The sequence below is a fragment of the Azospirillum sp. A23 genome (genome assembly GCF_042938965.1).
GTDB classification, from domain to species: Bacteria; Pseudomonadota; Alphaproteobacteria; order Azospirillales; family Azospirillaceae; genus Azospirillum; species Azospirillum melinis.
Genome location: NZ_CP170663.1, coordinates 931,625 through 945,037 on the forward strand (window position 1 = coordinate 931,625; position 13,413 = coordinate 945,037).

General features: G+C 67.1%; 13 protein-coding genes and 1 pseudogene. 7 read left to right on the forward strand and 7 right to left on the reverse strand.

Annotation, left to right across the window (positions count from 1 at the left end; all coding sequences use genetic code 11):
* Positions 1-121 precede the first annotated feature (121 nt).
* Both ABNQ40_RS04005 and ABNQ40_RS04010 read right to left on the reverse strand, forming a co-directional pair.
* On the reverse strand, positions 122-1,021 hold the full coding sequence (locus tag ABNQ40_RS04005; RefSeq protein ID WP_109050793.1) for a hypothetical protein: 900 nt from the start codon (positions 1,019-1,021) through the stop codon (positions 122-124).
* 131 nt (positions 1,022-1,152) lie between these two features.
* The gene (locus tag ABNQ40_RS04010; RefSeq protein ID WP_146255507.1) at positions 1,153-1,584 is read right to left on the reverse strand and encodes a hypothetical protein; all 432 of its coding nucleotides are present in this window, start codon (positions 1,582-1,584) and stop codon (positions 1,153-1,155) included.
* A 230-nt stretch (positions 1,585-1,814) separates the two neighbouring features.
* Here ABNQ40_RS04010 and ABNQ40_RS04015 point away from each other — a divergent pair, with 230 nt between their 5' ends.
* The 3 genes from ABNQ40_RS04015 to ABNQ40_RS04025 are packed head-to-tail and all read left to right on the forward strand — an operon-like array spanning position 1,815 to position 4,461.
* On the forward strand, positions 1,815-2,834 hold the full coding sequence (locus ABNQ40_RS04015; RefSeq protein WP_109050795.1) for an ABC transporter substrate-binding protein: 1,020 nt from the start codon (positions 1,815-1,817) through the stop codon (positions 2,832-2,834).
* Positions 2,831-3,679 (forward strand): ABC transporter ATP-binding protein, encoded by an 849-nt coding sequence (locus ABNQ40_RS04020; protein ID WP_199235369.1) that lies wholly within the window; start codon positions 2,831-2,833, stop codon positions 3,677-3,679. The genes ABNQ40_RS04015 and ABNQ40_RS04020 overlap by 4 nt, the downstream gene beginning before the upstream one ends.
* The gene (locus ABNQ40_RS04025) at positions 3,676-4,461 is read left to right on the forward strand and encodes an ABC transporter permease (protein WP_109050796.1); all 786 of its coding nucleotides are present in this window, start codon (positions 3,676-3,678) and stop codon (positions 4,459-4,461) included. Before ABNQ40_RS04020 ends, ABNQ40_RS04025 begins: the two co-directional genes overlap by 4 nt.
* 113 nt (positions 4,462-4,574) lie before the next feature.
* On the opposite strand, the pseudogene ABNQ40_RS04030 reads toward ABNQ40_RS04025, so the two are convergent.
* Together ABNQ40_RS04030 and ABNQ40_RS04035 are read right to left on the reverse strand one after the other, a co-directional pair.
* Positions 4,575-4,730: pseudogene (locus tag ABNQ40_RS04030) on the reverse strand (IS3 family transposase); the annotation flags it as partial.
* A 254-nt stretch (positions 4,731-4,984) separates the two neighbouring features.
* Positions 4,985-5,269, reverse strand: coding sequence for a hypothetical protein (locus tag ABNQ40_RS04035; protein ID WP_109050797.1), 285 nt, complete (start codon positions 5,267-5,269; stop codon positions 4,985-4,987).
* Positions 5,270-5,396: 127 nt separating this feature from the next.
* On the opposite strand from ABNQ40_RS04035, the gene ABNQ40_RS04040 reads away from it, so the two are divergent.
* Positions 5,397-5,885 carry a MarR family winged helix-turn-helix transcriptional regulator gene (locus tag ABNQ40_RS04040; protein ID WP_109050798.1) on the forward strand — a complete coding sequence of 163 codons (489 nt, stop codon included), beginning with the start codon at positions 5,397-5,399 and terminating at the stop codon, positions 5,883-5,885.
* Positions 5,886-5,926: 41 nt separating this feature from the next.
* On the opposite strand, the gene ABNQ40_RS04045 is transcribed toward ABNQ40_RS04040, so the two are convergent.
* Both ABNQ40_RS04045 and ABNQ40_RS04050 read right to left on the reverse strand, forming a co-directional pair.
* A complete protein-coding gene (locus ABNQ40_RS04045) occupies positions 5,927-7,696 on the reverse strand; it encodes a cytochrome c biogenesis protein DipZ (RefSeq protein WP_109050799.1) in 1,770 nt (589 codons plus the stop codon).
* A 51-nt stretch (positions 7,697-7,747) separates the two neighbouring features.
* Positions 7,748-8,518, reverse strand: a complete 771-nt coding sequence (locus tag ABNQ40_RS04050) for an alpha/beta fold hydrolase (protein WP_109050800.1) — start codon at positions 8,516-8,518, stop codon at positions 7,748-7,750.
* A 226-nt stretch (positions 8,519-8,744) separates the two neighbouring features.
* On the opposite strand from ABNQ40_RS04050, the gene ABNQ40_RS04055 reads away from it, so the two are divergent.
* Both ABNQ40_RS04055 and ABNQ40_RS04060 read left to right on the forward strand, forming a co-directional pair.
* A complete protein-coding gene (locus ABNQ40_RS04055) occupies positions 8,745-9,485 on the forward strand; it encodes a response regulator (RefSeq protein WP_109050801.1) in 741 nt (246 codons plus the stop codon).
* A gap of 11 nt (positions 9,486-9,496) precedes the next feature.
* The gene (locus ABNQ40_RS04060) at positions 9,497-10,819 is read left to right on the forward strand and encodes a HAMP domain-containing sensor histidine kinase (protein WP_109491057.1); all 1,323 of its coding nucleotides are present in this window, start codon (positions 9,497-9,499) and stop codon (positions 10,817-10,819) included.
* A gap of 10 nt (positions 10,820-10,829) precedes the next feature.
* Here ABNQ40_RS04060 and ABNQ40_RS04065 read toward each other — a convergent pair whose 3' ends face one another.
* Positions 10,830-11,504 carry a TetR/AcrR family transcriptional regulator gene (locus tag ABNQ40_RS04065; protein WP_391345723.1) on the reverse strand — a complete coding sequence of 225 codons (675 nt, stop codon included), beginning with the start codon at positions 11,502-11,504 and terminating at the stop codon, positions 10,830-10,832.
* 115 nt (positions 11,505-11,619) lie between these two features.
* Between ABNQ40_RS04065 and ABNQ40_RS04070 the strand changes: the two genes are divergently transcribed.
* Complete coding sequence (locus tag ABNQ40_RS04070) at positions 11,620-13,218, forward strand: ABC-F family ATP-binding cassette domain-containing protein (protein ID WP_109050803.1); 1,599 nt, start codon at positions 11,620-11,622, stop codon at positions 13,216-13,218.
* Positions 13,219-13,413 lie beyond the last annotated feature (195 nt).

Sequence of the window (13,413 nt, forward strand, 5' to 3'; positions counted from 1 at the left end):
AAGCGTCATTTCCTATCGCTAAGCATACATAAGACTTCGCCATGATACGTATGCTTTGCCATAGGTCAACGCATCAAAACGGAGCATGGCGTGGTGCAGCGGGACGCTTCCGCACCGGCTCTCACCGATCGTCGGCCCCGTCCTCCACCATGCCGGCTTCGACCCCGATGGCGTCGGCCCAGCGGCTTCTCACCAGCTCCACCGCGCGCCGCCGGGTGAAAGCACCGGACACGATGATCGCGGAGGGAAAGGCTGCGCGAATGCGGGCGGCGGCACTGCGATCCTCGTAGGGGAGATGGCCGAGCGGGGCCCCATCCGCATCGGTGCGGACGAGGTGTACGAAGGGAAGCTCCTGCCCGGCCAACGCCGTCAGAAGCATGGTGAACAACGTGACGGGGTCCGAATCCGACATGCCGCGGAATTGGCCGAATGGCGACAGGCGGACACCGACCCGCTCCGCCGTCCAGACGCCGGTTACCGCATCGACAAGTTCGCAGAGGAAGTTCAACCGGTTTTGGATGGAGCCGCCATAGCGGTCCGTGCGCCGGTTCACCCCGTCCTGAAGGAACTGGTCGGGAAGCGAACCGTCCGCCGCGTCGAGTTCCACGCCATCGAAGCCGAGGTTCCTGGCCTGCTCGGCCGCACGGCGGAAATCCGCAACGACCTCGTCGATGCCGGTGCCGTGCAGGGTGTCGGCCCGGACAGGGGCGTATCCCGGGTGGCACAACCGCGCCACCACCTTGGCTTTCCTGGCATGGGCCAGGCTGATCGCCGCAGCCCAAGCCGCAGCCACCCCGGGCGTATCGAACCCATCCAGAACGGGGGCGGACGCCGCCGTTGCGGAAACCGGCACGGGGGGCGTTATGACCAGCCCACCGGGCGAGACATTCCGGACGCAGGCGCCGTAATCGGCCGCAGGGCAGCGCTCGCCGATCCGCCTGTGAACGGTCGCCGCCGATATGACGACGCGATGGGCGAGATCGAGCGCACCGATGTTTATCGGGAGAAACAGCTTTTCCATTCCGGTACCTTCCACCGGATCAAAACCGCATCGCAGCGCGGCCGGACGCTGGAGCTTCAATCACGCCGAACACGGGCCAACCGAACCCAGGCCAACCGAACTCCGCCATGCAACGCTCAGCCATGCAACGCTCAGCCATGCCGGACCCGGACCTGCCTGTCATTTTGCACCGTCCTCAACCCCGGGGCCGAGCGGAAGGCGGAGACCGGAGCCGCATTGGCGCGCTTGGGAAGCGTCGGCGGGGTGGACGCCGCGCGCACGGACGCCACCAACTCGACGATGCGGTGCGCCATGTCGTCGGCACGGTCCATCTCAGCCTCGATCAGCCGGGACATCTTCTCCGCATCGGGGCAGGCGGCACCATTGCGCTCCATCCAGCGCCGCCGGGCGTCCGACGCCAGCCGGATGGAGGTGACGGCGTTGACGAGGGTCCTGACATAGGAAACGTAGGTGTTGATCTCCAATTCGCCGAATGCGTGCGGCCGCATCGCGAGGACTTCGGGCCATTGTTGGTGCGGCGACATCGACGACACACCATCGTCACGGGCGGAAAGGTGAGCCATGGCCCCTGCTCCTGTCTGGGTTGTTCTGAGGAGAGTGTGGCCGGGCGGCGGACCGTAAGCGAGTAAAGCCTTGTAAAGGCCAATGCCCCTTTACGCGCACCGGCGCCATGGTCCCCATTCTTCCGAAGGGGCTTGGCAATCAGGCCGAAGCTCCGCAATATTCTTTTGTATGCAAGCGCCACCGGAATTCCGTCGGACACACGGCAGGCCCGTTGCCTTTGATTTGATTGATGGAACCGACCATGACGGTAAATCGACGGACTGTGCTGGCTGCCACTGCGGCGGGCATGTTCCTCGCCTCGGTAAGGCCATTGGGAGCACAGGCCCAGGACGCCCTGTCCATCGTGTTGCCCAACCAGTTCATTCTCGCCTTCATCGATGTCCTGTTCACGCAGGCCGCCGGATATTTCGAACGGGAAGGGCTGCTGGTCGGTATCGAGGAAGGCCGCGGCTCCTCGATGGCGTTGCAGCAAGTTTTGGGCGGAAACGCAACGATCGCCCGCATCGGGGCGGTCGATCACATCAGGGCGAGCGGGCAGTCGGCCGGCCGTGATCTTGTCGCCATCGGTACGGTACAGCAGACCTCTCCCTGGTTCGTGGTGAGCTTGCAGGACAAGCCGGTGACCGGGACGCAGGATATGGCGAACCGGATTATCGGCATCCAATCGGTCGGCGGCACCACGGAAACGCTGCTCGACATCATGCTGGCTGCCCGCGGCGTGGACCGCGCCGGTGTCCAGCGGGTGGTCGTGGGCAATTCGCCGGCCGGGGTCGATCTGATCCGCCAGGGCCGGATCGACGCCTATCTCGTAACTGCCAGCATTGCGGTCGCATTGCAGAAGAGCGGCCAGCCCGTTCACCTATGGAACACGGACGCGGTCGCCCCGACGCCGGGCTTCTGCTACTCCGGCAAACGCGACGTGATCGAGCGGCATCAGCCGGTGATCCAGCGCTACCTTCGCGCCGTCCGCACCGCGCTGCTCGACCTGATCGACGGCAAGATCACCATCGCCGATGCACTGAAGGCCCTGGAGCGCTACGATATGGCCGAGGCCCGGAAGCAGGATCTCGCCGCCGCCATCTACAAGGAGAACATCGCCTTCCTGCTGGCGGACGGTCGGGAAAACCTTCTGCGCAACGTGCCGGAGCGCTGGCGAAGCGCCTACGACCTCATGGTTTCCTGCGGGTTCGCACCGCCGCACCTGAAGCACGAGGATCTTTACACCAACCGGTTCATCGACGCGCTGTGACCTGGATCGGCGGTGCCCGCAGCAACAGCGCCGGCAGTGGCAGCGGCGAGCGGCCGGCCCTGATCACGTTGACGGATGTCGGCAAGAGCTTCGAAGTCGGTGGCGGAACGGCGTCGGCGCTCCTGCCCAGCAGCCTGTCAATCGCCGACGGCGAGTTCGTCGTGTTTCTCGGACCGTCGGGATGCGGCAAGACCACACTGCTGCGCATGATCAGCGGACTGCTTGAGCCGACCTTAGGGACCATCGACATTGCCGGAAGCCCCCTGTGGGACAGGGGTCGCTGCCGGAAGGAGCTCCGGTCCCGTCTGGGGCTTGTTTTCCAGGAATCGTCCCTGCTCCCCTGGCTGACGGTGGAAAAGAATGTGCGGCTGCCGCTGGACCTGCGTGGGCGGCTGCCTCGCGCGGAGCGGCTGTCCAGCGCACGGGCGATGCTGGCGCTGGTCGGTGCCGCCGACATCGGCGCACGGATGCCCCAGGAGATTTCCGGCGGCATGCGCCAGCGGGTGGCCATTGCGCGGGCGCTGTCCTACGATCCCGATGTGCTGCTGATGGACGAGCCCTTCGCAGCACTCGACGCGATCTCCCGCGAGGCCTTGAACCTGGAGCTTCAGGCACTCTGGCTCGCGACGGGCAAGACCATCGTCCTGGTGACGCATTCAATGGCGGAGGCGGCCTTTCTGGCCGACCGGATCGTCCTGTTCTCGCCGGGACCGGGACGCATAGACAGCGTGATCGACGTGCCCTTTCCCAGGCCGCGCACCCGCGATCTCACCTATTCGCCGGAATTCCAGCGGATGGTGCGCGACCTGCACGAACGATTGGCCGGACTGATGGGGCAACGATGAAAAAGGTCCGGTTGCGCGATGCGGCGTGGCTGCCATGGCTGGTCACGCCGTGCCTAGTGGCGGCCGGGCTGATCGCCTGGCACGGATTCGTCACCGCCTCGGGTGTCTCCCCTTTCATCCTGCCCGCCCCCAGGCCGGTGCTGGAGGAGTGGGTGGCGCTGCTGTTCAGCCGGCGGGCCTGGAGCCACACGGCCATGACCTTCGCCGGCTCCATGGCCGGCTTCCTCCTGGCGACCGTCCTGGGTGTGGCCGCAGGCATCCTGCTCTCGCTGTCGCCGACGCTGGAGCGCTTGGCGAAACCCTTCATAGTCGCTTTCCAGGTTCTTCCGAAGGTGGCGCTGATCCCGCTGTTCGTGGTGTGGATGGGATTCGGCCTGGGCCCGAAGATCCTCACCTCCGCCATCCTGCCCTTCTACCCGATCATGATGAACACGCTGCTCGGCATCCGGTCGGTGCCGGAAGGGTTGCGCGACGTGATGGCCTCCTTCGACGCCAGCCGCCTCCAGTTGCTCCGCCGCCTGGAGCTTCCCTATGCCCTGCCCTTCATCGTCACCGGCCTGGAAGTTGGAATCGTCCTGGCTCTCGTCGGCACCGTGGTGGCGGAGTTCATATCGGGAAGCTCCGGGCTGGGATACCTGCTGGTCAGCCGGATCAATTCCTTTGAGACGGCACAGATGTTCGCCATCGTTCTGCAGCTCTGTTTGCTGGGGCTCGTGCTCTACGCTGGGGTCGCAGGGCTCCGCCGGCTGCTGGTGCCGCGCATCACCCCGTTTCGTCCTTGAATGGGGTCGCAACCGCATCCTGTGTGCCACCTCCTGTTGCGATGACACCACCAGCAGGCGCAGGACGGTCGATCTGAACCGCACCGAGTTTCCCGGAGACCGGATTGTTTGGGTTATGCCGCCATGCCAACGTCCTCGGTTTGGGCATGATAGCGCGCTTCAGCCTCGGAGAGAGGAATCTTGCCGATGAGTTCCAGGAGGTGCCGGCGGTTGAACGAGTCCATCCATTCCAAGGTGATCCGCCATGGCTCTCGTTGGCGGATCACCTCGAACGGCACCGTCAACTTGTTGACCACCCAGTTGCCGGGGCGGGCCGTGCGGCGTATGGGACGGCATGACGACGTGCCCCGATCCCCGTTGCGCCGGCTACCGCCATCCCGCCGAGATGGCAGAGGCAGCGCTTCAAAGGCCCCGCCCAGGTCCAGCGCTTCCTGGCCATTCACGACCCGATCGCCAACCTCTTCCATCTCCGCCGCAACCACTGCCCCAACGCCGACTATCGGAAGGCCCGCGCCCAGGCATTTCAGGTCTGGGCCGAGGCCGCCGCCGCGCCGCTGGCGGCATAAGCGGCAGACCCCCACCATCCACCGAATACCCGCCCGGCCCGGCCACCGACAAGGTGACGGTGCCTGGTCACCTGCACCGACGCTTCGGTGGGCCGGTGCGGAAGAACGGCGGCAGAAGAAGGAAGAGGCTGCGTCCGCGAGAGCAGCGCCAGGATGGACGGCGCCTCGCGGGGATCGTCGTCCCAGGCGCAGGGGGCGGCGGCGAGCCCGATGGCCGCCGTCAGCGCAAGAAGGACACGCATGGTGCTGTCTCCTACAGTATGGGTGTGATAATCATTATGATCGTAATTACGTCGCCACCCCGCACCGGCCGCCTGGACCAGTGGGTGCCGCGATGGTGATCAGGACAACCGATTTTCCGGTGACGACATGAGCCGCAAGACCGCCAGCACTCCCGCCGCCACCGACACGCCGGCCGCCAGGTCGCAAACCGCCCGGCTGGCGGATTTCATGTGCTTCACGATCTATTCGGCCAACCTCGCCTATTCGCGGGCTTACAAGCCGGTGCTGGAGCAGCTTGGCGTCACCTATCCCCAGTACATCACCATCATCGCCCTGTGGGAGGAGGATCGGCAGACCGTCAAGAGCCTCAGCGAGAAGCTGTTCCTGGAGCCCAGCACCATGACACCGATGCTGCAGCGGCTGGAGGCCATGGGCTATGTCACGCGGGCACGTGACGACGAGGACGAACGCAGCGTCCGCGTTTCCCTGACCGAGGCCGGCCGGCAGCTTCGCGAGAAGGGCCTGGGCTTCGGCGAGTTGACGGTGAAGGCTTCCGGACTTCCGCCCGACGAGTTCCGCGCCCTCCAGAGAGCGGTCGCCCGGCTGCGCGACAACCTTCGGCAAGCCAGCAAGTAAAACAGATGGATGCGGAGGTCCGGGGCCATGCCGGCTTCTCCTCAACCGAAGGTGAAGGCGTAGGCGTCGATTCCGGGGTCGAGAAAGCGAACCTCAAACGTTCGCTCCCGCACCGCGCCCGCCTGCCGCACCAGCTGGTAGAGTCTGGTTTCCGAAACGGTGCCGTAGCCCTCGGCGTCCGTGTCCGTTCCGTGATCCGGCCCGGGCGCCATGCCGTCGATCGTGACCTGGAAGCGGACCGGCTTGCCGTCCTGCGCGGGACCGAGGATGAGGTGCAGGTCGCGGGCCCGGAAGCGGTAGACGATCGCCCCGCCCGCCCGGTTCAGCCGCGCCTGCTCGGACCCGACCGTCCAGTTGCCCGAAAGCCCCCAGTGGTTCAGCCGTAGCGCGCCGACGGTGTAGTCCTGCGGCCGGTCGATGCCGTCCCGCTCCGGCGACGCAAAGTTCGCAGCCTGCCGATAACCGACATAGGTTTCGCCGGAGCGGACTTCACCGAGGTCGGCGGGTGCCTGGGCGCCCTGCCCCGCCGGGTTGACCAGCCCGCCCTCGCCGCCTTGGCCCCCGGCAGCCCGGCCTCCGGCTGCCTCCGCCAGCAAGTCCTGGATGACCCGTTCGGTCTGCTCATACCCGCCCTCGCCGAACTGGTGATGACGGATCCGGCCCGTGGCGTCGGCGATATAGAAGGCCGGCCAATAGCTGTTGCCGAATGCCCGCCAGATGCGGAAGTCGTTGTCGATCGCCACCGGGTAGGTGATGGCGAAATCCCCCAACGCCTTCTGCACGTTCCCGATGCGCTTTTCGAAGGCGAACTCCGGGGCATGGACACCGACCACCACCAACCCCTGGTCCCGGTACTTTTCCGCCCATGCCCGCAGGTACGGCAGCGTGCGGATACAGTTGATGCAGGAGTAGGTCCAGAAATCGATCAGCACGACCTTTCCACGCAGCTCCTCCGTGGTGAGCGGCTTTGAGTTCAGCCAGTCCGTCGCACCGTCCAGGGAGGGAAGAACACCCTCGACCGGCAGGCTGCTGCGGTAGACCCGCCGGGCATCAGTAAGCACCAGCGCCGTCCCGGATGTCTCCGGCTCAGCCGACGTAGCGGGAGAGGCAGGGGCGAACTGGTCGATCAGCGACTGTTCGACGCCGGACGTTCCGGCATAGGACAGGCGGGCCAGCAACCCGGTGTCGAGCCCCAGGGCGATGACGCCGACGCCGGCGAGGACGGCGATGCCGAGTCCCTGGCGGAGACGCTCCCCGATGCCGAGCGACCGCTTCATCGCCGCCAGCAGCCGGCCGCCGGCAAGGACGGCGAGCGCCAAGGAAGTCGCGGCACCCGCCGCATAGGCCGCCAGCAACAGCGTGGTTTGCAGGCTGGCGCCGTGAAGCGCCGCACCGGTGAGGACCAGCCCGAGGATCGGCCCGGCGCACGGTGTCCAGAGCAGGCCGGTGGCGACGCCCAGCAGAAGCGATCCGGCGACACCGGCCCGACCGGACAGCCGGTTGCCAGCGGCGACCAGCGGACGGCTGAGCATCGCCGCGGCGCGGGGCGACAGGAGCGTCCATCCAAACACGGCCATCAGCGCGATGGCGGCGGCCCGCCCGGCACCATTGGCTTCCACCGCCCAACCTCCGCCGACGGCGGACAGCGTGGCGACCCCGGCGAAGCTGGCCACCATGCCGAACAGCATCGGCAGGACGCTGCGGAACAGCGGCTGCCCCGTCCGGGAAAAGACGAAGGGCACGACCGGCAGGATGCAGGGGCTGACGATGGTCAGGGCGCCCGCCAGGAAGGAGACGAGAAAGAGGATCATGGCTGAACCCTTTCGACAGGCCGGGCACCGGTTGACGCCCGGCCCGGCAAATCAGTGGGAGACCGCCTCGGCCGCCTCGACGATCAGGGCGGCGACGGCCTCGGGCTTGGCGGCGTAGACGGCATGGCTGGCCTCGACCGACCGGACATGGCTGCCGGCCCGGCGGGCCATTTCCAGTTCCAGCTCGGGGTTGATCGAGCGGTCGGCGGTCGCCACCAGCGCCCAGCTCGGCTTCGATTTCCATGCCGGGTCTCCGGCCGGCGTCGTGAAGGCGGCCTTGGCCGCGAACACCTGGGAGCGGGCGAGGAAAGCCGCGTCGGCCGGCGGAAGGTCGGCGGCGAAGGCCCCGGCGAAGGCCGGCGGGTCGAGATAGAGATAGCCGTCGGCGGTGGCCTTGACGGCACCCGGCGCGGCACCGGCCACCGGCTTGCTCTCGGCCAGTTTGGCGAGGCTCTCACCCGTGTCGGGCTCAAAGGCGGCGACATAGACCAGGGCTGCGACATGGCTGTCGTTCCCGGCCTCGCTGATCACCATCCCGCCATAGCTGTGGCCGACGAGGACGGTCGGGCCCGGCTGAAGCGAAAGGACACGGCGGGTGGCCGCGACATCGTCGCCGAGCGAGGTCAGCGGCTGCTGGACGATCGACACGGCATAGCCTTTGGCGGTCAGGATGTCGGAAACCTTGCGCCAGCCTGAGCCATCGGCGAAGGCGCCATGCACGATGACCACGGACTTCACCGGAGCGGCGGCGGCCGGCGACCAGGGAACAGCCAGCGACAAAGCCAGACCGAACAGGGCAGCCGGAAATTTGCACGGAAGCATGGAGGCATCCCCTCATGTTGTTTGCGTCATAATTATTATTTTGATAAATATATCCCTGGAAGACAGGCTGTCCAGATGGAACAATGCGGATGCCGGCTTGCGGCAGGGGGATTTTTGTACCGGCATGTATCGGCCGACGGGGCGGATACAGACCGACACAAACCGCCGGACGCAGGCAGCGCTCTGCCCGTCATAAGACCGCCGAACAGCATCGGGGTTCGACCGAATGGATCACATCGACCACGTCCTGATCGTCGACGACGACCGGGACATCAGGGAATTGGTGTCCGGCTATCTGAAGAGGAACGGCCTGCGCGTGACCCTCGCCGCGGACGGACGGCAGATGCGGTCGTTCCTGGAACGCGACCGGGTGGACCTCATCGTGCTCGACATCATGATGCCGGGCGACGACGGGCTGGTGCTGTGCCGGGAGCTTCGTGCCGGACGGCATGCCGCGACGCCGGTCCTGATGCTGACCGCGCGCAACGACGAGATGGACCGCATCCTCGGCCTGGAGATGGGGGCCGACGACTATCTGGTGAAGCCGTTCGCCGCGCGCGAGCTGCTGGCCCGCATCAAGGCGATCCTGCGCCGGGCGCGCATGCTGCCGCCCAATCTTCAGATCAGCGAGGCCGGGCAGCTACTGAGCTTCGGCAACTGGCGGCTCGACACGGTCGCCCGCCATCTGCTCGATCAGGACGGCACCGCCGTGGCGCTGAGCGGTGCCGAATACCGGCTGCTGCGCGTCTTCCTCGACCATCCGCAACGGGTGCTGTCGCGCGACCAGCTCCTCAACCTGACGCAGGGGCGCGAGGCGGAGCTGTTCGAACGGTCGATCGACCTGCTGGTCAGCCGGCTCCGGCAGCGGCTGCGCGACGACGCGCGCGAGCCCAGCCACATCAAGACGGTCCGCAACGAAGGCTATGTGCTGGCGATGCCGGTGGAGATCACGAGAGCACGGCCATGAGGGGCAAGGCGATGACAGGTGCAATCCGCCGGTTCCAACACTTCCTGCATCCACCGCGCACCCTGCGCTGGCGGCTGTTCCTCATTCTCCTGACCGGGCTCGTCCTGGCGCACGGACTGTCCTTCGGGGCGCTGGTCCTGGAGCGCACCAGCGCCGCCAAGGCGATGATGCTCGGCACGCTGGAGCAGGATGTGGCGACCTCGGTCGCCCTGCTCGACCGCCTGCCGCCGGAGGAGCGCGGCCGTTGGCTGGCGGTGCTGGAGCGGCGCACCTACCGCTACGAGCTTGGCCCCGGCCTGCCGGGCGTGCCGGACCTGGGCAGCCGCGGTGCGGAGATCGCCCGCGCCATCAACGGCGGTGCCGGCCCCGGCTTCCCGGTGGTGGTCGAAACCATTCCGGGTGGCCGCCCGCATCTCCAGGCCCATGTCACGCTTCGCGACGGCTCACCGGTGACGATCGACGTGACACCGGCGCTCATGCCGCTCGCCGCCTGGCTCCCCCTCCTGCTGGCCGCCCAGCTCATGCTACTGGTCCTCTGCACCTGGCTTGCCGTGCGCCAGGCGATCCGCCCGCTGGCGCGCTTCGCCAAGGCCGCCGAGACGCTCGATCCCGGCGGCACGGCGGCACGGCTGGCGGAGGACGGCCCGAGCGAGGTTGTTCATGCCGCGACCGCCTTCAACGCCATGCGCGACAGGATCGCCCATTATCTGGAAGAGCGCGTGCGGATCCTCGCCGCCATCTCCCACGACCTCCAGACACCGATCACCCGCATGGCTCTGCGGGTCGAGATGGCGGAGGACAGCCCGGAGAAGGAGCGGTTGCTCCGCGATCTGTCGCAGATCGAACGGCTGGTCCGCGAAGGGGTGGCCTATGCGCGCAGCGTCCATGGCGATGTCGAAACTCCGGCGCGCATCGATGTCGGATCCTTCGTCGAGAGCCTCGCTTTCGACTATCAGGACATGGGCAAGCCGGTGACCGTCCTCGGGCTCCCCGGTGCGGTCCTGACCACCCGGCCGCACGCGCTGCGCCGCATCCTGACCAACCTGATCGACAATGCCCTGAAATTTGCCGGAGAGGCCGAGATCACGGTGACCCGGGACGGTGCAGGCCGGATCGGCATTGCTGTCCGCGATAGCGGCCCCGGCATTCCGGAGCATCAGCTCACCGCTGTCCTCCAGCCCTTCTACCGGCTGGAACAGTCCCGCAACCGCGATTCCGGAGGAACCGGCCTGGGACTGGCCATCGCTCACCAGCTGGCGCTGGCGATCGGCGGGTCTCTGACGCTGCGGAACCGGCAAGCCGGCGGCCTCTGTGCCGAGGTGACGCTCGGCTGACGGGGGGGGGTTAGCTGCTTCCAAAAGCAGTGGTGAAGACCGCCCAGCGCTCCTCGAACAGCCGCAAGAGGGACGGTCCGCCCGCTGCCGCCCCGTCGCCAAGCCCCTCGTCGCCAAGCCCCTCGTCGCCAAGCCGGATCCGGTTGTTGACGCCCTCCAGCAGGTCGATCAGGATCCCGCAGACCGAAGCCGGATCGCCCGACCGCAATTCGCCCGCCTCTTGCGCGGTGGAAACGAACCCGACCAGAGGCTCCAGCGCATCGCGCGACCAGGAGGCCAGCCGCTCCCGAAGAACCGGCGAAACCGCAGCCTCGGCGCTGACGGAAAGATAGAAGGCGGCATAGTCGCGCGACGACCCAATCTCGACATAGTGGAACGCGGCACGGCGCAACGCGCCGAGCGCTCCCTCTCCCTTCCCGTCGGCGGCGGACAACAGGGAGTCGCGGAACCGCCCGACATCGCGCCCGACCACAGCTTCGAGAAGAGCGGCCTTGTTGGGGTAACGGCGGTAAAGCGTGTGCTTGGACACGCCGAGTTCGCTGGCAATCTCTTCCAAACCGCTGTTGGCGACGCCCTTGCGGCAGAAGACGGCCCGTGCGCCGTCCAGGATGCGCGCATCGATGGCCGCGGCCTGTTCTCTGGTCGGTCGTCCCCCTGGCTTGCGCCCGCCGGTGTCCACCTTCATGTCCCTTCCGCTCTCCATCCGCCAGCAAAACAGCACAGGTCCGTTGCGTTTTCCATCGCCATCTGGTATCAGCACGATTGCGTGCAGATATTCTAAAATCAACAAGGGGCGACGCATGGCCTCCATCTCGCTGTCCCGGATCGGTTGGGCGACGCCTGACGGCCACAGCGTTCTGACCGGTGTCGACCTGAATTTCGGGCAAGAGCGCACCGGCCTCGTCGGGCGGAACGGCGTCGGCAAATCGACCCTGCTAAAACTCATCACCGGAGAGCTTCAGCCGATCGCCGGCACCGTCCGGGTCACCGGCACGCTCGGCCTGCTGAAACAGGCGGTCCGACCCAGCGAACGGGAAACGGTGGCCGATCTGTTCGGCATGACCGGGGCGCTCGCCCTCCTGCGCCGCGCCGAGGCCGGGGCGGCAAGCGTGGAGGAACTGACGGACGCCGACTGGACACTGGCGGAGCGCATCGCCACCGCCCTGGCCCGCGTCGGGCTCGATGCCAGTCCCGATACCCGGCTGGCCGAACTTTCGGGCGGCCAGCGGACACGCGCCAGCCTTGCCGCGGCGGTCTTCGCCGCACCGGATTTCCTGCTGCTCGACGAGCCGACCAACAACCTCGACCGCTCAGGCCGTGAGGCGGTGATCGCCCTCCTCGCCGGCTGGCGGGCCGGAGCGATCGTGGTCAGCCACGACCGCGAGCTTCTCGACCGGATGGACGCCATCGTCGAACTGACCTCGCTGGGTGCCGCGCGCTATGGCGGCAACTGGACGCATTATCGCGCACGCAAGGCGACGGAACTGGAAGCCACACAGCAGGATCTGGCCCACGCGGAAAAGCAGGCGGCAGAGGTCCAGCGCAAGGCTCAACGCGCGGCGGAGCGGCAGGACCGGCACGATGGGGCCGGGTCACGGAAGGCGGCGCAAGGCGACATGCCCCGCATCCTGCTGGGCGCGCGCAAGAGCAATGCCGAGGCAAGCCGGGGTGCCGGCACAAGACTGGCCGACCGCCAGCGGGCGGAGGCCCAGGCCGCGGTCGACTCGGCACGATCCCGCATCGAGATCCTGCAGGACCTCTCGGTGGCGCTGCCGCCCACCGGGCTACCGGCCAACAGGACTGTCCTGCGGCTGGATGACGTCACCGCCGGCCATGATCCGGACCATCCGATCATCCGTGACCTATCCTTCACCATGGAGGGGCCGGAACGGGTCGCCATCGTCGGACCGAACGGATCGGGCAAGACGACGCTGCTGACGCTGATCGCCGGTGGGCTCGCCCCGATGCGGGGGACGGTGTCGGTCGCCGTCGACTTCGCCATGTTGGACCAGCGCGTCGGCATCCTCGATCCCGCCGCGTCGATCCTCGACAACTTCAAGCGCCTCAATCCCGGCGCAAGCGACAATGCCTGCCGGGCTGCACTCGCCCGCTTCCTGTTCCGGGCGGAGGCGGCGTTGCAACAGGTCGGGACGCTGAGCGGCGGACAGATGCTGCGCGCCGGCCTCGCCTGTGTGCTGGGCGGACCGCGGCCGCCGGCGCTGCTGATCCTCGATGAGCCGACCAACCATCTGGACGTCGAATCGGTCGAAGCCATGGAGGCAGGGCTGAGATCCTATGACGGCGCCATCCTGCTGGTCAGCCATGACGAGATCTTCATGACCAACATCGGCATCGGCCGGCGGCTGAGCCTCGGCTCAGCGGAAGGCGACGCCCCATAGCCTCCGCCGGCATGACCGATCCGGGACAGGGCCGGGACAGGGCCGGGACAGGGTCGGGACGATCTCACCTCCATCGGGACTTTGTATCCGACTGTATCCGATGGGCCGAACGGTACAGACGCTTTCACCATGCCCCATGGCCGGACATGCGGGGGATACATCGGCATTTCATGCTGCGGCCACGGATGAACACAG